Genomic DNA, 24025 nt, shown 5'->3' with positions numbered 1-24025 from the left:
CAAAGACTGACTTTCTCCTCCGGGCCTGACGAAGAATAGTGGGTGGCAGGTAATGACGATCGAGGACAGGCTTCGCGAATACCTCAAGCGGGCCACCATGGATCTCCATGAGACCAGCTCACGCCTGGCTGATGTTGAGGGCAGGCTGCGCGAGCCGATCGCGATCGTAGGAATGGGCTGCCGTTTCCCGGGCGGGGCTGACACTCCGGAACAATTGTGGGAACTGCTTTCCGAGGGGCGCGACGCCGCGCTTGGGTTCCCCACCGATCGGGGGTGGGGGGAACAGATCACCGGCGGTGATTTCGTCACCGAGGGCGGATTCCTGAGCGACGCGGCCGGGTTCGACGCGGCGTTCTTCGGGATCAGCCCCCGCGAGGCCACGGCCATGGACCCGCAGCAGCGGCTGCTCCTGGAGATCTCGTGGGAGGCCATCGAACGCTCGGGCATCGACCCGACCGGGTTGAAGGGCTCCAAGACCGGCGTGTACGTCGGCATCAGCAACCAGGATTACGCCGCGTTGCTGAGCGCCGCGGTCGCCGGCAACGACGGTTACGGCCTGACCGGAACCGGTGCGAGCCTGCTGTCCGGCCGGCTGGCCTACACCTTGGGGCTCGAAGGCCCGGCGGTCTCGGTCGACACGGCGTGTTCCTCGTCCCTGGTGGCGCTGCACCTCGCCGTACAGGCGCTGCGGGCGGGGGAGTGCAACCTGGCGCTGGCCGGCGGCGTCACGGTGATGTCGACGCCCGCCGTGTTCATGGAGTTCTCGCGGCAGGGCGGCCTGGCCCCCGACGGCCGGTGCAAGGCGTTCGCCGAGGCCGCCGACGGCACCGGCTGGGGTGAGGGTGCCGGTGTGCTGGTGCTGGAACGCCTTTCGGACGCCCGCAGCAACGGCCACCACGTGCTCGCCGTGGTGCGGGGCAGCGCGGTCAACCAGGACGGCGCTTCGAACGGCCTCACCGCCCCGAACGGCCCTTCCCAGCGACGGGTCATCCGGGCCGCGCTGGCCAACGCCCGGGTTGCCGCCGAGGAGGTCGACGCGGTCGAGGGCCACGGCACCGGCACCCGGCTCGGTGACCCGATCGAGGCGCAGGCCCTGCTCGCCACGTACGGCCAGGAGCGGCCCAAGAACCGTCCGCTCCTGCTCGGCTCGGTGAAGTCGAACATCGGCCACACGCAGGCCGCCGCCGGTGTCGCCGGGGTCATGAAAATGGTTCTCGCGATGCGCAACGGCGTCCTGCCGAGGACGCTGCACGTGGACACGCCGTCGTCCCACGTGGACTGGTCGGCCGGTGCGATCGAGCTGCTCACCGAGACCCAGCCGTGGCAGGTGGACGGGCGTCCGCGCCGGGCGGGTGTCTCGGCGTTCGGCATCAGCGGCACCAACGCGCACGTGATCATCGAGGAGGCCGAGCCGGAACCGGCGGTCGACGCGGGCCCGTCCGTGCTGCCCGGCGGGGTCGTGCCGTGGATGCTCTCGGGCCGCGTCGAGGAGGCGCTGCACGACCAGGCGGCCCGGCTGCGCCAGTTCGTGACCGACGAGCCCGACCTCGACCTGGTCTGGCTTGGCCGGGCGCTGGCCACCACCCGGGCGCATCTGGCGCACCGCGCGGTGGTCCTCGGCGCCGACCGTACGGCCTTGGCCGGCGCCCTGTCCGACCTGGACAACGGGCCCGGCGTCGTCCGCGGCGTGTCGACCGGTGACACCCGGCTGGCGTTCCTGTTCTCCGGTCAGGGCAGTCAGCGCCCGGGGATGGGTCTCGGTTTGTACGAGGCGTTCCCCGCGTACGCGGCGGCGTTCGACGAGGTGTGCGCGGCGTTGGACATGCCGTTGCGTGAGGTGATCGTCGGCGATTCGCTGGATCAGACCTCGTTTACGCAGCCGGCGTTGTTCGCCGTGCAGGTGGCTTTGTTCCGGCTGTACGAGTCGTGGGGTGTGACGCCGGCGGCGTTGGGCGGTCACTCGATCGGCCTGATCGCGGCGGCTCACGTGGCCGGGGTGCTGGATCTGGCGGATGCGGCGCGGCTGGTCAAAGCGCGTGGCCGTCTGATGCAGGACCTCCCGGCGGGTGGGGCGATGGTGGCCCTGGACGCCTCCCAGGCCGAGGCGGAAGCGTTGATCGCTGGTTACACCGATCGGGTTGGTGTGGCGGCGGTGAATGGCCCGAAGTCCACGGTGATTTCCGGTGACGAGGCGCTTGTTGAGGAGTTGGCTGCTCGGTGGCCGGGTCGTTCCCGGCGGTTGCAGGTGAGCCATGCGTTCCATTCGCCGCTGATGGAACCGATGCTGGCCGCGTTCGGTGACGTTCTGGCCGAGCTGACCTGGCACGCCCCGCAGTTGCCGGTGGTCGGTGGCGAGGTCGGCAACCCCGAGTTCTGGGTGCGGCACGCGCGTGAGGCGGTGCCGTTCCACGACATGGTGACCGAGCTCGACGGGCACCTGTTCGTGGAGATCGGCCCCGACGCCACCCTGACCGCGATGGCCTCCGAAAGCCGGGACTGGGTTCCGACGCTGCGCCGGGACCGGGACGAGCCGCAGTCGGTGATGGCCGCGCTGGCCGGGATCCACGTCCACGGCGGCACGGTGGACTGGGCGAAGCTGTTCGGCGGGGGCCCCGCCCAGCTGCTCGGCCTCCCCACGTATGCGTTCCAGCGCGAGCGGTACTGGCCAGAGCTCTCCCCGCGTACGTCAGTGGACGGGCTCACCGGCCTGACCGCCGACTTCTGGGAAGCGGTCCGGCGGCAGGACGCCGACGCGGTTCTGCCGGCACTGGCCTCGTTGCGGGAGCGGCAGACCCGGTCCGAGCTGGCCGGGTGGCGTTACCGCCTGGAGTGGTCCCGGTTGGCGGCGCCCGAGGCCCGGTTGTCGGGCAGCTGGGCGGTCCTCGGCGGCGAGAACGCCCGGAGCGAGGAGTGGACGGAAGCCCTGACCGCGGCCGGTGCGCAGGTCGTGGCCGGGGAGTGGCCGCCCGGCCTGGCCGGTGCCGTGTTCCTGGCCGGGTCGGGTCCGGACTGCGCGGCTGAGCTGCTCGAGGTCATGCGCTCGATGCCGGAGCCGGCCCGGCTGTGGGTGGTCACCCAGGGCGCGGTCGAGCCGGTGACCGACCCCTGGCAGGGCCAGCTGTGGGGCCTCGGCCGGGTGTTCGGCTCGGAGTCGCCGGACCGCTGGGGCGGCCTGATCGACCTGTCCGCCTCGTCGAGCCCCGCCGACGCCGTGCCGATGCTTGCCGGTCGGCGCGGTGAGAACCAGGTCGCGGTACGCCCGGACGGCGTGTTCGGGCTGCGGCTGCGCCCGGCGGCAACCACGTCCGGCACCGGCTGGCGTCCGTCCGGCACGGTTCTGATCACCGGCGGGACGGGTGCACTGGGCGTACGGACGGCGTTGTGGGCCGCCGCGGAAGGCGCCCAGCGCGTGGTCCTGCTGTCCCGGCGTGGGATCACGGCCCCCGGCGCGGCCGACGCCGTGCGGCAACTCGCGGAGGCCGGCATCGCCGTGCAAGTCGTGGCGGCCGACGTCGCGGACCGGGCGGCGCTGGACGCGATCGTCGCCCGGACACCGGGCCTGGACGCGGTCGTGCACACCGCGGGCGTGCTCGACGACGGGATGATCGGCACGCTCACGCCGGAGCGGCTGGCGACCGTGGCACGGGCGAAAGTCGACGCCGTACGGGCACTGGACGACGCGACCGCCGACCGGAACCTGTCGGCGTTCGTGCTGTTCTCGTCGATGGCGGCACTGATCGGGTCGCCCGGACAGGGCAACTACGCCGCCGCCAACGGCTTCCTCGATGCGTACGCCCTCCACCGCCGTGCGCAGGGCGCCCCGATGGTGTCGATCGGCTGGGGCGCCTGGGCCGGTGGCGGGCTCGGCGACTCCGACCTGGTCCGGGGACGCCGGCCCGGGATGGACCCGGCGGTCGCAGTGACCGCGCTCGCCCACGCCTTGGACAGCGACGGCTATCTCGCCGTGGTGCAAGCCGACTGGGCCCGGCTGGTGGCCGACGGCCGTGGCGTTCCGGCCTGGCTGAGCGAGCTGCCGGACGTCGGCCCGGTCGTGGGCGAGGAATCCCCGCTCGCCACCCAGATCGGCCAGGCGGATCCGGGGGAGCGCCCGGCCATCGTGCTCGGGGTGGTCCGCCGGCACGCGGCGGTCGTTCTCGGGCACGCCGACGCCAACGCCGTGGAGGCCGGCACCGCGTTCCGGGAACTGGGTTTCGACTCCCTGACCGCGGTCGAGCTGCGCAACCGGCTGGCCGCCGTGACCGGGCTCGCGTTGCCCGCCACCCTGGTCTTCGACTACCCCACGCCGCTGATCCTGGCCGAGCACCTGGTGGCCGAGCTGACCGGCGCGTCGGCGCAGGTCGCGCCGGCCACCGCGGCCGTGGCGCTGCTCGACGAACCGATCGCGATCGTGGGCATGAGCTGCCGTTTCCCGGGCGGCGTGGATTCCCCGCAGCAACTGTGGGACCTGCTGGCGGCCGAGGGCGACGGCATCACGGCGTTCCCGGCCGACCGCGGCTGGGACCTGAGCGTCCTGTCCGACGGTTCCAGCGCCACCGACCGGGGCGGCTTCCTGGACGACGCGGCCGGGTTCGACGCGGCGTTCTTCGGGATCAGCCCCCGCGAGGCCCTCGCCATGGACCCGCAACAGCGCCTTCTGCTGGAAACCTCTTGGCAGGCCCTCGAGGACGCCGGAGTCGACCCGGTCGGCCTGCGCGGCACCGACACCGGTGTCTACATGGGCACCAACGGCCAGGACTACCCGGCGCTGCTGAGCATGGCCGGTTCGGACGGCGACGGGTTCGTCGGCACCGGCAACGCCGCCAGCGTCATCTCCGGCCGCCTGGCGTACGCCCTGGGGTTGGAAGGCCCGGCCGTCTCGGTCGACACCGCCTGTTCGTCCTCGCTGGTGGCGCTGCACATGGCCGGGCAGGCGCTGCGTTCCGGCGAGTGCGGGCTGGCTCTCGCCGGCGGCGTCACGGTCATGGCGACACCCGGGCTGTTCGTGGAGTTCTCGCGCCAGGGTGGGCTGGCCGCCGACGGCCACTGCAAGGCGTTCGCGGAGGAAGCCGACGGCACGGGCTGGGGCGAGGGTGTGGGCGTCCTGGTTCTCGAACGGCTCTCGGACGCCCGCCGCAACGGCCACCGGGTGCTGGCCGTCGTCCGCGGCACGGCGATCAACCAGGACGGCGCCTCGAACGGGCTCACCGCCCCCAACGGCCCGTCCCAGCAGCGCGTCATCCGGCAGGCCCTGGCCAACGCGGGCCTGAACGCGGCCGACGTCGACGCGGTGGAGGCGCACGGCACCGGAACGAAGCTGGGCGACCCGATCGAGGCTCAGGCCCTGCTCGCCACCTACGGCCAGAACCGCCCCGAGGACAAGCCGCTGTGGCTCGGCTCGGTGAAGTCGAACATCGGGCACACCCAGGCGGCGGCGGGTGTGGCCGGTCTGATCAAGATGGTGCTGGCCATGCACCATGGCGTCCTGCCCAAGACCCTGTACGCGGACACGCCGTCGTCGCACGTGGACTGGTCCGCGGGCAACGTTCGGCTGCTCACGTCGCAGCGGCCGTGGGAGGCCGGCGGTCGGCCGCGTCGGGCGGGTGTGTCGTCGTTCGGGATCAGTGGCACGAATGCGCATGTGATTTTGGAGGAGGCTGGGCCGTCGCCGGTTTCGGAGAGCCGGGTGCTGCCGGTGGTGCCGTGGCTGGTGTCGGCGCGTGGTGAGCGGGCTCTCGAGGAGCAGGTCAGCCGGTTGCGTGAGTTCGAGGCGGCTGATCCGGTGGCGGTGGGGCGGGCGTTGGCGTTCGGGCGGGCGTTGTTGCCGCATCGGGCGGTGCTGGTCGGTTCCGAGACGGTGACCGGGGTGGCGGCTGCCGATGTTCGGGTGGCGTTGATGTTCTCCGGGCAGGGCAGTCAGCGTCCAGGGATGGGTCTCGGCCTGTACGAGGTCTTCCCGGTGTACGCGGCGGCGTTCGACGAGGTGTGTGCGGCGTTGGACATGCCGTTGCGGGAGGTGATCTCGGAGGCGTCGCAGTTGGATCAGACGTCGTTTACGCAGCCGGCGTTGTTCGCGGTGCAGGTGGCTCTCTATCGGCTGTACGAGTCGTGGGGTGTGCGTCCGGCGGCGTTGGGTGGTCATTCGATCGGTTTGATCGCGGCGGCTCACGTTGCGGGGGTGCTGGATCTGGCGGATGCGGCGCGGTTGGTGAAGGCGCGTGGCCGTCTGATGCAGGACCTGCCGGCTGGTGGGGCGATGGTGGCCCTGGACGCCTCCCAGGCCGAGGCGGAGGCGTTGATTGCCGGGCACAGCGATCGGGTTGGTGTGGCGGCGGTGAACGGGCCGAAGTCCACGGTGATCTCGGGTGACGAGGCTGTGGTGGAGGAGTTGGCGGCTCGGTGGTCGGGTCGTTCGCGGCGGTTGAAGGTGAGCCATGCGTTCCATTCGCCGTTGATGGAGCCGATGCTGGCCGAGTTCGCTGCTGTCTTGTCCGAGTTGACCTGGCACGCGCCTGAGTTGCCGGTGGTTGGTGGGGAGGTGGACCGGCCGGAGTTTTGGGTGCGGCATGCTCGTGAGGCGGTGCCGTTCCACGACATGGTGACTGAGTTGAGCGGTCACTTGTTTGTGGAGATCGGCCCGGACGCGACCCTGTCGGCGATGGCGGCCGATGCGGGGGTCTGGCTCCCGGCGTTGCGCCGGGACCGGGACGAGCCGCGTACGGCAGTGGCCGCGCTGGCCGGGATCCACGCCCACGGCGGCACCGTCGACTGGAAGGCGCTCCTCGGCGACGGCCCCACCCTGGCACCCGGCCTGCCGACCTACCCGTTCCAGCACGAACGGTTCTGGCCCCGCGTCTCGGGCACCTGGTCCGGAGACGCTCGCGCGCTCGGCCTCAACTCGGCCGACCACCCGCTGGTGGGTGCGGCCGTGTGGCCGGCCGACGGCGACGGCGTCCTGCTGACCGGTCGCCTCTCGCTGGCAGCCCAGCCCTGGCTGGCCGACCACATCGTCTTCGGCTCGGCGATCCTGCCCGGCACGGCGTTCACCGAGATGGTCATCTGGGCCGCCGACCAGGTCGGGTGCGCCGTGATCGACGAGCTCACCCTGCAGACGCCGCTGGTCGTACCGGCCCAGGGCGGCGTCCAGGTCCAGGTGTGGGTGGGTGACGCCGACGAGTCCGGCCGCCGCCCGGTCAACGTCTACTCCCGCCCCGAGCAGGGTGAGGGCCCGTGGACCCGGCACGCCACCGGCGTCCTGAGCCCCGAAGAGGCCGCCCTCGCGGTCGAGCCGCTGGCGTGGCCGACCGCCGAGCCGGTCGACATCGACGGCGCGTACGAGCGGCTCAACCAGGCCGGTTACGCCTACGGCCCGGTGTTCCAGGGCCTGCGCGGCGTGTGGCGATCCGATGCGGCGGTGTACGCCGAGGTGGCCCTGCCCGACCAGGCCGAAGCCGACCGGTTCGGCCTGCACCCGGCCCTGCTGGACGCCGCCACCCACGCGATCGGCGTCGGTGGCCTGCTCGACGGCGAACGGGCGCTGCTGCCGTTCGCCTGGAACGGCGTCCGCCTGCACGCCTCCGGCGCGAACACGCTGCGGGTGCGGCTGACCCGCCACGAGGACATCCCCGACGCTGTGCGGGTGGCGGCGTTCGACCTGGCGGGCCAGCCGGTGCTGACCGCCGAGTCGCTGCTGCTGCGCGCGCCTTCCTCCCCGGCGGCGGCGCCCGACGCCACCCGGTCGCTGTTCGCGGTGGAACTGTTCCCGCTGCCGACGGCGCCGGGAGCCGCCGGGACCGATCCCCTCAGCACTTCCCGCGTCGTCGTCTGGAGCCCGCCCGCAGGTGACGTGGCGGCCTCGGTGTCGGCGGCGCTGAGCCGGGTGCAGGAGTGGTTGGCCGACCCGTCGTCGGACGACGCCCGCCTGGTGGTGCTGACCCGCGGCGCCTCGGACGGCGCTGATCTGGCCGCGGCGGCGGTGTGGGGTTTGGTGCGGTCGGCGCAGTCGGAGCATCCGGACCGGTTCGTGTTGCTCGACACCGACGGACCGGGGGAGCCGTCGGATGAGTTGGTGCGGGTGGTTGTGGCCTCCGGTGAGCCGGAGTTGGTTTTGCGTGACGGTGTGCTGCACGCCCGTCGGCTGGTTCGGGTGGCTGGCGGGGTTTTGGCGGTTCGGGCGGGTGAGCGGTTGGCGATGTCGGAGCCGGGTGCGCTCGACAATTTGACCGCGGTGCCGTATGCGCAGGCTTTGGCTCCTTTGGCTGGTGGTCAGGTGCGGGTGGCCGTGTGTGCGCAGGGTTTGAATTTCCGGGATGTGCTGGTCGGGTTGGGGATGTATCCGGATCCGGGTGCGGTGATGGGTGGCGAGCTGGCGGGTGTGGTGCTGGAGGTCGCCTCCGATGTCGACACGCTTGCGGTCGGTGATCGGGTGTTCGGTATTGGTGCCGGTTTGGGTCCGGTGGTGGTGACGGATGCGCGGTTGGTGGCGCGGGTGCCGGGTGGTTGGTCGTTGACGGACGCGGCTTCGGTTCCGGTGGTGTTTTTGACCGCGTTTTATGCGTTGCGGGATTTGGCTGGTGTCCGGCCTGGTCAGCGGATTCTGATTCACGCGGGTGCGGGCGGCGTGGGGATGGCGGCGATTCAGCTGGCGTTGGCGTGGGGTCTTGAGGTGTATGCGACGGCGAGTCCTGGTAAGTGGGAGGTGTTGTATGGGCTGGGTGTTGCGCGGGAGCGGGTGGCTTCGTCGCGGGATCTGGGGTTCCGCCAGAAGTTCGCGGGTGGCGTTGATGTGGTGCTCAACGCGTTGACGGGTGAGTTCATTGATGCGTCGTTGGATGTGCTGGCGCCTGGCGGCTGGTTCCTGGAGATGGGCAAGGCGGACCTGCGTGACCCGGAAGGTGTGAACTACCGCGCGTTCGACCTGATGGAGGCCGGCCCCGAGCGTCTCGGTGAGATGCTGGCCGAGCTGCTGGACATGTTCGCCGACGGTGGTGCCGAGTTGCTGCCGATGACCGTCTTCGAGGTGTCGCGCGCCGTTGCCGCGCTGCGTTATCTGCAGGCCGCCCGGCACGTCGGCAAGGTGGTGCTGCGTTACCCGGCGCCGGACCCGGACGGCACGGTGCTCATCACCGGCGGCACCGGCGTCCTGGGTTCGATGCTGGCCCGGCACCTCGCCGGCAGCCACGGGATCGGTGAGCTGTTGCTGCTGTCCCGCCGGGGCCCGCATTCCGACGGTACGGCCGCGCTGGCCGCCGATCTGGCCGAGGCGGGTACACGGGTCCACGTGATGGTGTGCGATGCGAGCGAGCAGGCCGGACTGCGAACGCTGCTCGCCAACCGGAGGCTGACCGGTGTGGTGCACACCGCCGGGGTGCTCGACGACGCCACCGTGGAATCGCTGACGCCCCAACGGGTAGCGACCGTGCTGCGGGCCAAAGCCGACGCGGCGTGGAACCTGCACGAGCTGACCCGCGAGGCCGACCTGGCCTGGTTCGTGTCGTACTCGTCGGCGTCGGCCACTTTCGGCTCGCCGGGGCAGGGCAACTACGCGGCCGCCAACGCCTTCCTGGACGCTCTCGCGCAGCACCGTCAGGCGCTCGGCCTGCCGGGTCAGTCGCTCGCCTGGGGCCTATGGGCGGACCGGTCGGCGATGACCGGGCACCTCGGTGAGTCGGACCGGGCCCGGATGGATCGCGGTGGTGCTCACGCGCTCTCCCGCGAGCAGGGCATGGCGCTGTTCGACGCGGCGATCGGCGACGGCCGCCCGGTGCTGGTGCCGATCGGGCTGGACGTGTCCGCGCTGCGGCGTACCGCCGCCACCGAGGTTCCGCCGCTGCTGCGCGCGCTGGCCGGGAAGTCCCGCCGGGCGGCCGCCGTGGCCGGGCTGAGTGGGGAGCTGGCCGGCCTGACCGGCCCGGACCGCGAACGTACGGTCCTGGAACTCGTACGGGCGCAGGCCGCCGTCGTTCTCGGGCACGCCGACGGTCAGGCGGTGGACGCCGACGCGGTGTTCCGGGACCTCGGCTTCGACTCGCTGACCGCCGTCGAGCTGCGCAACCGGCTCGGCGCGGCCAGCGGCGTCCGGCTGCCGGCAACTCTCGTCTTCGACTACCCGACCCCGCGCGTGCTGACCCGGTTCCTGATCGACGAGCTGACCGGCTCCGGCCCGCAGACCGCCGTTGCGGTCGCGGCCGCCGCGCCGATCGACGAGCCGATCGCCATCGTGGGCATGAGCTGCCGCTTCCCCGGCGGTGTCGAGGACCCGCAGCAGCTGTGGAACCTGCTGGCGGCCGGCGGCGACGGCATCACGGCGATCCCGGCCGACCGCGGCTGGCCGGAAACGGATGACGCCACCCGTGGTGGGTTCCTGACCGACGTCGCCGGGTTCGACGCCGGGTTCTTCGGCATCAGCCCCCGCGAGGCGCTCGCGATGGACCCGCAGCAGCGGCTGCTGCTGGAAGGCGTCTGGCAGGCCCTGGAGGACGCCGGGATCGACCCGGTCGGGCTGCGTGGCTCGGACACCGGCGTGTACGTGGGCATCGCCTCGTCCGGGTACGGCCTCGGCGCCGACATCGGCGAGGGCCACGTGATGACCGGTTCGACGACCAGCGTGGCGTCCGGCCGGGTCGCGTACACCCTGGGCCTTGAGGGTCCCGCGGTCTCGGTCGACACCGCCTGTTCCTCATCGCTGGTGGCGTTGCACTTGGCGAGCCAGGCCCTGCGTTCCGGCGAGTGCGGGATGGCGCTGGCCGGTGGCGTGACGGTGCTTGCCACGCCCGGCATCTTCGTCGAGTTCGCCCAGCAGGGTGGCCTCTCCCCGGACGGCCGTTGCAAGGCGTTCTCGGACGAGGCGGATGGCACCGGTTGGAGTGAGGGTGTCGGCATTCTGGTGCTGGAACGGCTTTCGGACGCTCGTCGTAACGGCCACCAGATCCTTGCGGTCGTACGGGGAAGCGCGGTCAACCAGGACGGCGCCTCGAACGGGCTGACGGCTCCCAACGGCCCCTCACAGCAACGTGTCATCCGTCAGGCGCTCGCCAACGCGGGCCTGAACCCGGCCGATGTCGACGCCGTCGAGGCGCACGGCACCGGCACCAAACTGGGCGACCCGATCGAGGCGCAGGCGCTGCTCGCGACCTACGGCCGGGACCGCCCCGAGGATCGGCCGCTGTGGCTCGGTTCGGTGAAGTCGAACATCGGGCACACCCAGTCGGCGGCTGGTGTGGCCGGGATCATCAAGATGGTGTTGGCGATGCGGAACGGTGTTCTGCCGCAGACGCTGCACGCGGAGACTCCGTCGTCGCACGTGGACTGGTCGGCAGGCGAGATCGAGCTGTTGACTGCTGCCCGCCCGTGGGCGGTGAATGGCCGTCCGCGCCGGGCGGGTGTGTCGTCGTTCGGGATCAGTGGCACCAACGCGCACGTGATTCTGGAGGAGGCCGGGCCGTCGCCGGTTTCGGAAGGCCCGGCGTTGCCGGTGGTGCCGTGGCTGGTGTCCGCCCGCAGCGAGAGCGCCTTGCGGGAGCAGGCGTTGCGGTTGCGGCGGTTTGTCGAGGAGCGGCCGGTTCTGGACCTTGCGCAGGTGGGCCGGGCGTTGCTGAGCGGCCGGGCCCGGTTGCCGCACCGGGCGGTGGTGCTGGGCTCCGATCGTGGCATGCTGCTCGACGGCCTGGCCGATCTGGACCGTTCGCCGGCCGTGGTGACCGGTGTCGCGGGTGCGGGCGCGCGGGTGGCGTTGATGTTCTCCGGTCAGGGTAGTCAGCGTCCGGGGATGGGTCTCGGTTTGTACGAGGCGTTTCCCGCGTACGCGGTGGCGTTCGACGAGGTGTCGGCGGCGCTGGACATGCCGTTGCGGGAGGTGATCAGCGGCGATTCGCTGGACGAGACCTCGTATACGCAGCCGGCGTTGTTCGCGGTGCAGGTGGCTTTGTTCCGGCTGTACGAGTCGTGGGGTGTCACTCCGGCGGCGCTGGGTGGTCATTCGATCGGTCTGATCGCGGCGGCCCACGTTGCGGGGGTGCTGGACCTGGCGGATGCGGCGCGGCTGGTCAAGACCCGCGGCCGGTTGATGCAGCAGCTCCCGGCTGGTGGGGCGATGGTGGCCCTGGACGCCTCCCAGGCCGAGGCGGAAGCGCTGATCGCCGGGCACACCGATCGGGTCGGTGTGGCGGCGGTGAACGGGCCGTCCTCCACGGTGATCTCGGGCGATGAGGTGCTGGTGGAGGAGTTGGCGGCGCGGTGGTCGGGTCGTTCGCGGCGGTTGAAGGTGAGCCATGCGTTCCATTCGCCGTTGATGGAGCCGATGCTGGCCGAGTTCGCAGCGGTCCTGTCGGAGCTGGCGTGGCACGCCCCGCAGTTGCCGGTGGTCGGTGGGGAGGTGGACGAGCCGGAGTTCTGGGTGCGGCATGCGCGTGAGGCGGTGCCGTTCCACGACATGGTGACCGAGCTCGACGGGCACCTGTTTGTGGAGATCGGTCCGGACGCGACGCTGTCGGCGATGGCGGCCGATGCCGGGACCTGGCTTCCGGTGCTGCGCCGGGACCGGGAGGAACCCCTGACGGCGCTGGCCGCCGCGGCCGGGATCCACGCGCACGGCGGCTCGGTGGACTGGACGGCCCTCCTCGGCACCGGCCCCGTGCCGCGGCTCGACCTGCCCACGTACGCCTTCCAGCGCGAGCGGTACTGGCCTCGGATGCGTGAGTTCGTGCCGGCGGTGGATTCGGTCGATGCGCAGTTCTGGCAGGCGGTGCAGCGCGGTGATGGTGCTGCGTTGGCGAACACGTTGCAGGTTGATGAGCAGGGTTTGACGTCGTTGCTGCCGGCGTTGGCGCGGTGGCGGCAGGGCCGCAAGGACCGCGAAGTCCTGGACGGCTGGCGTTATCAGGTCACGTGGGCGCCGGTCACTGTTCCGGCTGCTCGTTTGGAGGGCACGTGGCTGGTTCGCGGTGAGGACGTGGATGGTCGTGTGCGGCGGATGCTGGTCGAGGCGGGCGCGTCGGTTGAGGGTGATGATCCGGTCGGTGTGGTGGTGGTGCCGGGTGGGGATCCGATCGGTGAGCTGATCGCGCTGCTTCGGGAGCCTGGTACGGCTCGGGTGTGGGTGTTGAGCCGGGATGCTGCGGTGTGGGGTTTTGGCCGGGTGGCGGCTTTGGAGTATCCGCAGCGGTGGGGTGGTCTGGTCGAGGTTCCGGATGGTCCGCTCGGCGGCGCGGTGGCGGCGGTGCTGGCCGGTGGTGGTGAGGATCAGGTTTCGGTGCGTCCGGATGGTGTGTTCGCCCGGCGTCTGGTGCGCGTGCCCGCGATGGCCGCGGCTCAGGTTTGGCAGCCGCGTGGGGCGGTGTTGATCACTGGTGGTACGGGTGGTCTGGGTGGTCATGTGGCGCGGTGGGTGGCCGCCAACGGTGCCGGTCACGTGATTCTGACGTCGCGGCGGGGCGTCACGTCGGGTTCGCTGGTGGCGGAGCTGGCGGAGTCCGGCACGCGGGTGTCCGTGCTTGCCTGTGATGTCGCCGATCGTCAGGCTTTGACGGCTGCCCTGGCCCCGTTCGGTGCGATCAACGCTGTGGTGCACGCAGCCGGAGTCTCGCAGGCGACTGCGATCGCGGAGACCGGAAGCGAGGTGCTGGCCGGGGTCTGGACGGGCAAGGTCGAGGGTCTGCGGGCTCTGCACGAGGTGCTGGTCGAGGGCGGGCACCCGTTGGACAAGGTGGTGCTGTTCTCCTCGATCTCGGCGGTCTGGGGCAGCGGCGGTCAGGCCGTGTACGCGGCGGCCAACGCCTACCTGGACGGCTATGCCGCCACTCATCCCAACACCACCAGTGTGGCCTGGGGCCCGTGGGCCGGCGACGGGATGGCTGACGCCGGGACCGTGTCCGAGTTGCGTCGTCGTGGCGTACGCGCTTTGGATCCGCGTCTTGCTCTGCAAGCGCTGGCCGACGCGGTGGGCCGGGGCGTGAGCTCGGTGTGCGTGGCCGACGTGGACTGGGCGCGGTTCACCGAGGTCTTCACCGTGACCCGCCCGAGCAAGCTGTTCGCCGATCTGCCGGAGGCCCGGCCCGTGGTCCCGGCCGGCGGACCCGCGCGCGGCGAGTTCGCCACCCGGGTGCTGCAGACCGAGGCGGACCGGCGTCCGGCCATGGTGCTGGCGGTGGTTCGGGAGCAGGCGGCCACGGTTCTCGGGCACCGGGACGCCGCCGCGATCGAGGCCGGAACGGCTTTCCGGGACATGGGTTTCGACTCGCTGACCGCGGTGGAGTTGCGTAACCGGTTGGCTGCCGAGACCGGTCTGACCCTGCCGGCGACCCTGGTGTTCGACTATCCGACGCCGGCGGTGCTGGCCGAGTTCCTGCTCGGTGAGCTGACCGGCTCGGCGGCCCAGGCGGCCCCGGTGACGGCGGCCGTCGCGCTGATCGACGAGCCGATCGCGATCGTGGGCATGAGCTGCCGGTTCCCGGGCGGTGTGTCGTCCCCGGAACAGCTGTGGGAGCTGCTGGCGGCCGGCGGTGACGGGATCGGTGGGTTCCCGGCCGACCGGGGCTGGGATCTGAGCGTGGTGGCTGACGGTTCCAGCGCCACCGGTCAGGGCGGTTTCCTGGCCGACGCGGCCGGGTTCGACGCCGCGTTCTTCGGGATCAGCCCGCGCGAGGCGGTCGCCATGGACCCGCAGCAGCGGATGCTCCTGGAAACCTCGTGGCAGGCCCTCGAGGATGCCGGGATCGACCCGGTCGGGCTGCGCGGCTCGGACACCGGCGTGTACGTGGGCGTCTCGGCGTCCGGGTACGGCATTGGCGCCGACACCGGCGAGGGCCACGGGCTTACCGGTTCGACGACCAGCGTGGCGTCCGGCCGGGTGGCGTACACCCTCGGCCTGGAAGGCCCCGCGGTCTCGGTCGACACCGCGTGTTCGTCCTCGCTGGTTGCCCTGCACATGGCCGGACAGGCGCTGCGGTCCGGCGAGTGCTCGCTGGCGCTGGCCGGCGGCGTCACGGTGCTGACCAGCCCGGCGGTGTTCGTGGAGTTCACCCGGCAGGGCGGCCTGGCGCCGGACGGCCGGTGCAAGCCGTTCGCCGACGCCGCGGACGGCACCGGCTGGAGCGAGGGCGTCGGCGTTCTCGTGCTGGAAAGGCTTTCGGACGCGCGTCGCAACGGCCACGACGTGCTGGCCGTCGTTCGCGGCACGGCGGTCAACCAGGACGGCGCCTCGAACGGCCTCACTGCCCCCAACGGGCCGTCCCAGCAGCGGGTCATCCGCCAGGCCCTGGCCAACGCCGGGCTCAACGCCTCGGACGTGGACGCGGTCGAGGCGCACGGCACGGGTACCCGGCTCGGTGATCCGATCGAGGCGCAGGCGCTGCTGGCGACGTACGGCCAGAACCGGACCACCGACCGGCCGCTGTGGCTCGGCTCGGTGAAGTCGAACATCGGGCACACCCAGTCGGCCGCGGGTGTCGCCGGCATCATCAAGATGGTCCTCGCCATGCGGCACGGCCGGCTGCCCCGGACGCTGCACGTGGACACGCCGTCGTCACACGTGAACTGGTCGGCCGGTGCGATCGAGCTGCTCACCGCCGCCCAGTCGTGGGAGACCGAGGGCCGTCCGCGCCGCGCGGGCGTCTCGTCGTTCGGCATCAGCGGCACCAACGCGCACGTGATCCTGGAGGAGGCCGCGCCGGAGCCGGTGCATGCGCCCGTGACGCCGCTGCCGGTGGTGCCGTGGGTGGTGTCGGCCCGCAGCGAGGCGGCCCTGCTCGAGCAGGTGGCCCGGTTGCGGGAGTTCCCGGCTGCGGATCCGATGGCGGTCGGCCGGGCGTTGGCGTTCGGCCGGGCCCAGCTGCCGCATCGCGCGGCGCTGGTCGGCTCCGAGATGGTGACCGGCGTGGCCGCTGCCGGTGCTCGGGTGGCGTTCATGTTCTCCGGCCAGGGTTCGCAACGCCTCGGGATGGGTCTCGGCCTGTACGACGCCTTCCCGGTGTACGCGGCCGCCTTCGACCAGGTGTGCGCCGAGCTCGACATGCCGCTGCGCGAGGTCATCGCCGGCCGGCCGGGGCTGCTCGACCAGACCGCGTACACCCAGCCGGCGCTGTTCGCGATGCAGGTGGCGCTGTACCGGCTGCTGGACTCGTGGGGTGTTCGCTCGGCGGCGCTCGGCGGCCACTCGATCGGCTTGATCGCGGCGGCCCACGTGGCGGGTGTGCTGGACCTGGCCGACGCTGCGCGACTGGTCAAGGCCCGGGGCCGGTTGATGCAGCAGCTCCCGGCCGGCGGCGCGATGGTCGCCCTGGACGCCTCGCAGGCTGCGGCGGAGCAACTGATCGCCGGGCACACCGACCGGGTCGGTGTCGCCGCGGTGAACGGCCCGTCGTCCACGGTCATCTCCGGTGATGAGGAGACCGTGCTGGCGTTGGCCGCGCGGTGGCCGGGTCGTTCGCGTCGGCTGCAGGTGAGCCACGCCTTCCACTCGCCGCTGATGGAACCGATGCTCGCCGAGTTCGCCGCCGTTCTGGCCGAGCTGACCTGGAACCCGCCGCAGTTGCCGGTGGTCGGCGGGGAGGTGGACAACCCGGAGTTCTGGGTGCGGCACGCTCGTGAGGCGGTGCCCTTCCACGACATGGTGACCGAGCTCGAAGGCCACGTGTTCGTGGAGATCGGCCCGGACGCGACCCTGTCGGCGATGGCCGCCGACGCCGGGACCTGGCTTCCGGCGCTGCGCCGCGACCGCGACGAACCGCAGGCGGCGCTGACCGCCGCTGCCGGGGTCCACGTGCACGGAGGCCCGCTGGACTGGACCGCCCTGCTGGGCGCCGGCCCGGCCCGCCGGGCCGGCCTGCCGGCGTACCCGTTCCAGCACGTCCGCTACTGGCCGCGCAACGCCGGCGCACGATCCGGCGACGCGGGCGGCCTGGGCCTGACCGCCGCCGACCACCCGCTGCTGGGCGCGGCGGTGTGGCTGGCCGACGGCGACGGCGTCCTGCTGACCGGCCGCCTCTCGCTGACCGCCCAGCCCTGGCTGGCCGACCACGTGGTTCTCGGCTCGGTGCTGTTGCCCGCCACGGCGTTCGTCGAGGTCGGGGTGTGGGCAGCCGACCAGGTCGGATGCGCCGTGGTGGACGAGCTCACCCTGCAGGCGCCGCTGGTTGTTCCGCCCCAGGGCGGCGTCCAGGTGCAGGTCTGGGTGGGGGACGCCGACGAGAGCGGCCGCCGCCCGATAAACGTTTACGCCCGTCCCGAACAGGGCGACGGGCCGTGGGTCCGGCACGCCACCGGCGTCCTGGCCTCGCAGGGCGCGGCCGAGACGCCCGCCTCGCAGGCATGGCCACCGGCCGAGGCGCAGCCGGTGAACATCGACGACGCGTACGAGGGACTGGCTGCCGGCGGATATGGCTACGGCCCGACGTTCCAGGGCCTGCGCGCCGTGTGGACGTCCGGGTCCGAGGTGTACGCCGAGGTTTCGCTGCCCGACGATGCCGACGCCGACCGGTTCGGCCTGCACCCCGCGCTGCTGGACGCCGCCACCCACGCGATCGGCGTCGGCGGGCTGCTCGGCGGCGACCGCACCCAGCTGCCGTTCGCGTGGAACGGTGTCCGCCTGTACGCCGCGGGCGCCAAGACGCTGCGCGTGAAACTGACCCGCCACGAGCAGATCCCCGGCGCGGTCACGGTGGCGGCGTTCGACCTTCGCGGCGAACCGGTGCTCGCCGCCGAATCGCTGGTCATGCGCGAGGTGACCACCGATCAGATGAGCGATCCGGCGGCCGACGCGGCCCGGTCGTTGTTCGTGGTGGAGCTGTTCCCGCTGCCGGGAGCCGCCGGCCCCGTGCGGGGGGCGGGTCCCCTCGGGGTGACGGTGTGGAGTCCGGCTGCGCCGGAGGCCGAGGCGGCGTTGCGGCGTGTGCAGGAATGGCTGGCTGATCCGGGGTCGGCGGACAAGCGTCTGGTGGTGCTGACCCGGGGCGCCTCGGACGGCACCGATTTGGGCGCGGCGGCGGTGTGGGGTCTGGTGCGGTCGGCGCAGTCCGAGCATCCCGATCGGTTCGTGCTTGTCGACACCGATCGGCCGGATCAGCCGTCGGAGGAGTTGCTGCGGCAGATCGTGGCGTCCGGCGAGCCGGAACTGGTGCTGCGCGACGACGTCCTGCACACCCGTCGCCTGGTCCGGGCCACCCCGTCCGGCACCTCGGCCGCCCAGCCCACAGGCACGGTGCTGATCACGGGCGGCACGGGCGCGCTCGGGGCGATGCTGGCCCGGCACGTGGCCGCCACCCGCGAGGTCGGCCGGTTGGTGCTGCTGTCCCGCCGAGGTGCGCTTGCGGACGGTACGTCGCGGCTGGCGGCCGACCTGGCCGAGACCGGCGTGCGCGTACAGGTGACGGCCTGCGACGCCGGTGACCGCACCGCCCTCACAGAAGTGCTGGCCGGTGAGGAACTGACCGGCGTGGTGCACACCGCCGGTGTGCTCGACGACGCCACGGTTGAATCGCTGACCCCCGAACGGCTCGCCACCGTGCTGCGGGCCAAGGCCGACGCCGCCTGGAACCTGCACGAGCTCACCCTCGACGCCGACCTGGCGTGGTTCGTCCTGTACTCCTCGGCTTCCGCCACGCTGGGCGCGCCGGGGCAGGGCAACTACGCGGCCGCCAACGCCTACCTGGACGCGCTGGCCCAGCACCGCCGGGCCGCCGGCCGCCCCGCAACGTCGCTGGCCTGGGGTCCGTGGGCCGAGCGGTCCTCGATGACCGGCAACCTGGGCGGCAACGACCTGGCCCGGCTCGCCCGCGGTGGAATCGGCGTGCTCTCCCGGGAGCAGGGCCTTGCCCTGTTCGACGCGGCGGTGGCCGACGACCGCCCGGCGCTGGTGCCGATCCGGCTCGACCTGGGCGGGCTGCGGCGGGCCGGGGCCGGAATCCCGCCGCTGCTGCGCGGCTTGGCCGGGACCGTACGCCGGACCGCCGCCGGCCGGGCCACCGACCTGCTCGGCACGCTGGCCGCGCTGTCGGCCGCCGAGCGCGAACGCACCGTGCTCGACCTGGTGCGCGTTCAGGCCGCCGTGGTGCTCGGCCACGCCGGGAGCCAGGCCGTGCAGAGCGACGCGGCGTTCCGCGACCTCGGGTTCGACTCGCTGACCGCGGTGGAACTGCGCAACCGGCTCGCCACGGCGACCGGGCTGCGGCTGCCGGCCACCCTGCTGTTCGACTACCCGAACCCCCGAGCGCTGGCCCGGTTCCTGCTCGACGGGATGACCGGCTCGGCGGCCGGCGCCGCCACGGTGGCCCCGGCCGTCGCGCTGATCGACGAGCCGATCGCCATCGTGGGCATGAGCTGCCGGTTCCCCGGCGGTGCGGACTCTCCGCAGCAGCTCTGGCAGCTGCTGGCCGACGGCCGGGACGCGATCAGCGACTTCCCGGCCGACCGCGGCTGGGACCTGGCCACCCTGTACGACCCGACCGGTGAACGCCCCGGCACCAGTTACATCAACCAGGGTGGCTTCGTCACCGACGTGGCGGGCTTCGACGCCGGCTTCTTCGGCATCAGCCCCCGCGAGGCGGTCGACATGGACCCGCAGCACCGCCTGCTGCTGGAATCCGTGTGGGAGTCGCTGGAGGACGCCGGCATCGACCCGACCGGCCTGCGCGGCTCGGACACCGGCGTGTACGTGGGCATCGCCTCCGTGGGCTACGGATTCGGCGCCGACGACAGCGAGAGCCACCTGCTGACCGGCACCAGCACGAGCGTCGCGTCCGGCCGGGTCGCGTACACCCTCGGCCTTGAGGGCCCGGCCGTGTCGCTCGACACCGCCTGCTCGTCCTCGCTTGTCACCCTGCACCTGGCCAGTCAGGCGCTGCGCTCAGGGGAGTGCAGCCTGGCCCTGGCCGGTGGCGTCACGGTGAGCGCCCTGCCCGGCGCGTACATCGAGTTCTCGCGGCAGCGTGGCCTGGCCGCCGACGGCCGGTGCAAGCCGTTCTCCGACGCCGCCGACGGCACCAACTGGGCCGAGGGCGTCGGCATGCTCGCGCTGGAACGGCTCTCCGACGCTCGCCGCAACGGGCACCAGGTCCTGGCTGTGGTCCGGGGCAGCGCCATCAACCAGGACGGCGCCTCCAACGGCTTGACCGCCCCGAACGGCCCGTCCCAGCAGCGGGTCATCCGCCAGGCGCTCGCCAACGCCGGGCTGACCGCCGCTGACATCGACGCGGTGGAGGCGCACGGCACCGGCACCAAGCTGGGTGACCCGATCGAGGCGCAGGCGTTGCTGGCGACGTACGGCCAGGGCCGGCCTGAGGATCGGCCGTTGTGGCTGGGTGCCATCAAGTCGAACATCGGCCACACCCAGGCGGCCGCGGGCGTCGCCGGAATCATGAAGATGGTGCTGGCCCTGCGCAACGGCCGGCTCCCCAAGACGCTGCACGTGGACACGCCGTCCTCGCAGATCGACTGGACGGCCGGCGCGATCGAGCTGCTGACCGAGTCCCGCCCCTGGGAGGCCAACGGCCGGCCGCGCCGCGCGGGCGTGTCCTCGTTCGGCATCAGCGGCACCAACGCCCACGTGATCCTCGAGGAGCCCGAGCCGGCGCCGGTGGCCTCACCCGCGAACCTGCCGGTCGTCCCGATGCCGCTGTCGGCTCGCAGCGAGCAGGCCCTGACCGAGCAGGTGGCCCGGATGCGCCAGTTCGTGGCGTCGCGGCCCGAGGTGACCGGCGACGAGGTCGGCCGGGCGCTGGTGTTCGGCCGGGCGCAGTTGCCGTACCGGACGGTGCTGGTCGGCTCCGACTCGGCGAGCGGCGTGGCGACCCCCGACGCCCGGGTGGCGTTCCTGTTCTCCGGGCAGGGCAGTCAGCGTCCGGGGATGGGTCTCGGCCTTTACGAGGCGTTTCCCGTGTACGCGGCGGCGTTCGACGAGGTGTGCGCGGCGTTGGACATGCCGTTGCGGGAGGTGATCGTCGGCGATTCGCTGGACGAGACCTCGTATACGCAGCCGGCGTTGTTCGCGGTGCAGGTGGCTTTGTTCCGGCTGTACGAGTCGTGGGGTGTGCGCCCGGCGGCGCTGGGTGGTCATTCGATCGGCTTGATCGCGGCGGCTCACGTGGCCGGGGTTCTCGATCTGGCGGACGCGGCGCGACTGGTCAAAGCCCGGGGCCGGTTGATGCAGCAGCTCCCGGCTGGTGGGGCGATGGTGGCCCTGGACGCCTCGCAGGCCGAAGCGGAAGCGTTGATTGCCGGGCACACCGATCGGGTTGGTGTGGCGGCGGTGAACGGCCCGAAGTCCACCGTCATCTCCGGCGACGAGGCCGTGGTCGAACAGTTGGCGGCTCGGTGGGCGGGCCGTTCGCGGCGGTTGAAGGTGAGCCATGCGTTCCATTCGCCGTTGATGGAGCCGATGCTCGCCGAGTTCGCCGACGTTCTGGCCGAGCTGACCTGGCATGCGCCGCAGTTGCCGGTGGTCGGTGGGGAGGTGGATCAGCCGGAGTTCTGGGTGCGGCATGCGCGTGAGGCGGTGCCGTTCCACGACATGGTGACCGAGCTCGACGGGCACCTGTTTGTGGAGATCGGTCCGGACGCGACGCTGTCGGCGATGGCGGCCGACACGGGGACCTGGCTTCCGGTGCTGCGCCGGGATCGCGACGAGGCGCACACGGCGGTGGTGGCGCTCGGCGGCGTGTGGGCACACGGCGGCCCGGTCGACTGGACCGCGCTGCTGGGCTCGGCCCCGGTGCCGCGGCTGGACCTGCCGACGTACCCCTTCCAGCGCCGCCGCTACTGGCTGGAGTCGAATCTGGTCCGCCCGGCGGCCACCGACCCGGCGGACGCCCAGTTCTGGCAGGCGGTGCAGCAGGGTGACGGCGCGGCGCTGGCGGGCACTTTGGGGGTCGACGAGCAGGGCGTGACCGCGCTGCTGCCGGCGTTGGCGCGGTGGCGGCAGGGCCGCAAGGATCGCGCGTTGCTGGATGGCTGGCGTTATCAGGTCACGTGGTCGCCGGTCACTGTTCCGGCTGCTCGTCTGGACGGCACATGGCTGGTTCACGGTGATGACGTGGATGGTCGTGTGCGGCGGATGCTGGTCGAGGCGGGCGCCTCGGTTGAGGGTGACGACCCGGTCGGTGTGGTGGTGGTGCCAGGTGGGGATCCGATCGGTGAGCTGATCGCGCTGCTTCAAGAGCCTGGTACGGCCCGGGTGTGGGTGTTGAGCCGGGATGCTGCGGTGTGGGGTTTTGGCCGGGTGGCGGCTTTGGAGTATCCGCAGCGGTGGGGTGGTCTGGTCGAGGTTCCGGACGGCCCGCTCAGCAGCGCGGTGGCGGCGGTGCTGGCCGGCGGTGGTGGTGAGGATCAGGTTTCGGTACGTCCTGATGGTGTGTTCGCCCGGCGTCTGGTGCACGCCCCGGCGAGCGCGTCGCAACAAGTGTGGTGGCCGCGTGGGACGGTGTTGATCACTGGTGGTACGGGTGGTCTGGGTGGTCATGTGGCGCGCTGGGTTACCGCCGAGCATGTCGTGTTGACGTCCCGGCGCGGTATCACGTCCGGTCCTTTGGTGGCGGAGCTGGCGGAGTCGGGCAAGCGGGTGACGGTGCTGGCGTGTGATGTCGCCGATCGTCAGGCCCTGACGGCTGTCCTGGCTCCGCTCGGCCCGATCAACGCTGTCGTGCACGCGGCCGGCGTCGAACAGTCCACAGTGATCGACCAACTCGACGCGGCTGCCCGGGCCGAGGTGTGGTCGGGCAAGGTCGACGGGCTGAGGAACCTGCACGAGGTGCTGGTCGACGGCGGCCACCCGCTGGAGGCGGTGGTGTTGTTCTCGTCGATCGCCGGGATCTGGGGCAGCGGCGGGCAGGCCATGTACGCGGCCGCCAACGCCTTCCTTGACGACTACGCTGCCGGCCACCCCAACACCACCAGCGTGGCCTGGGGACCCTGGGCGGGCGACGGCATGGCCGGGGCGAACGTGGCCGCCGAGCTGCGCCGCCGCGGCGTACGGACGATTGACCCGCGCCTGGCGGTCCGGGCGATGGCCGAAGCGGTCGGTCAGGGTGTGAGCTCGGTGTGCGTGGCGGACGTGGACTGGGCGCGGTTCGCTCCGGTGTTCACGGTGGCTCGGCCGAGCCGGTTGCTGGGCGACCTGCCCGAGGTACGCACCGCGTTGGCAGCCGCGGAACCGGCCGCTGACGCGCCCACGAGCGGCCTGGCGGGACGGGTCCGGGCGGCGGCCCCGGCCCAGCGTCCGGGCATCGTGCTGACGATGGTCCGGGAACAGGCGGCGGCTGTCCTGGGCCACGGCGAGACGGCAGCGGTCGAGACCGGCACGGCGTTCCGGGAGATGGGTTTCGACTCGCTGACCGCGGTCGAGCTGCGCAACCGGATGGCCACCGCAACCGGGCTGACCCTGCCGGCCGGGCTGGTGTTCGACTACCCGACGCCGCTGGCGCTGGCCGAGTTCCTGGTGGCCGAGCTGGCCGGCTCGGTCGTTCAGGCCGCTCCAGCCGCGCCCGCGGTCGCGCTGCTCGACGAGCCGATCGCGATTGTGGGTATGAGTTGTCAGTTCCCGGGTGGTGTGTCGTCGCCTGCGCAGTTGTGGGAGTTCCTGGCGGCGGGTGGTGATGGGATTGGTGCTTTCCCGGCGGATCGGGGTTGGGATCTGTCGGTGTTGCCGGATGGTTTGAGGGTGCCGGATCAGGGTGGGTTCCTGGCTGGTGCGGTGAGTTTTGATGCGGGGTTCTTCGGGATCAGTCCGCGTGAGGCGTTGGCGATGGATCCGCAGCAGCGCTTCTGTTGGAGTCGGCGTGGCAGGCTCTGGAGGATGCCGGGGTGGATCCGGTGGGGTTGCGGGGTTCGGACACCGGTGTGTATGTGGGCACCAACGGTCAGGACTATCCGGTGCTCCTCGGGTTGGCCCGGTTCCGATGGCGAGGGTTTCCTCAGTACGGGTAACGCGGCGAGTGTGATGTCGGGCCGGCTTGCGTACACGCTGGGGTTGGAGGGTCCGGCGGTCTCGGTTGACACGGCCTGTTCGTCGTCGCTGGTCGCCTTGCACATGGCGGGGCAGGCG

The 24025-nt window shown here is 72.1% G+C and carries 1 protein-coding gene; it reads left to right on the top strand.

Features of this window, described 5'->3' with window-relative positions; genetic code table 11:
• Positions 1 to 52: 52 nt before the first annotated feature.
• Positions 53 to 24025: type I polyketide synthase (locus C8E87_RS45085; protein WP_279536844.1), on the top strand; the 23973-nt coding region annotated here is incomplete at its 3' end.

It is taken from the genome of Paractinoplanes brasiliensis (assembly GCF_004362215.1).
Taxonomy (GTDB): Bacteria; Actinomycetota; Actinomycetes; order Mycobacteriales; family Micromonosporaceae; genus Actinoplanes; species Actinoplanes brasiliensis.
The sequence above is the reverse complement of the archived record's forward strand: the minus strand, read 5'-3'. Positions and strand labels throughout refer to the sequence as shown.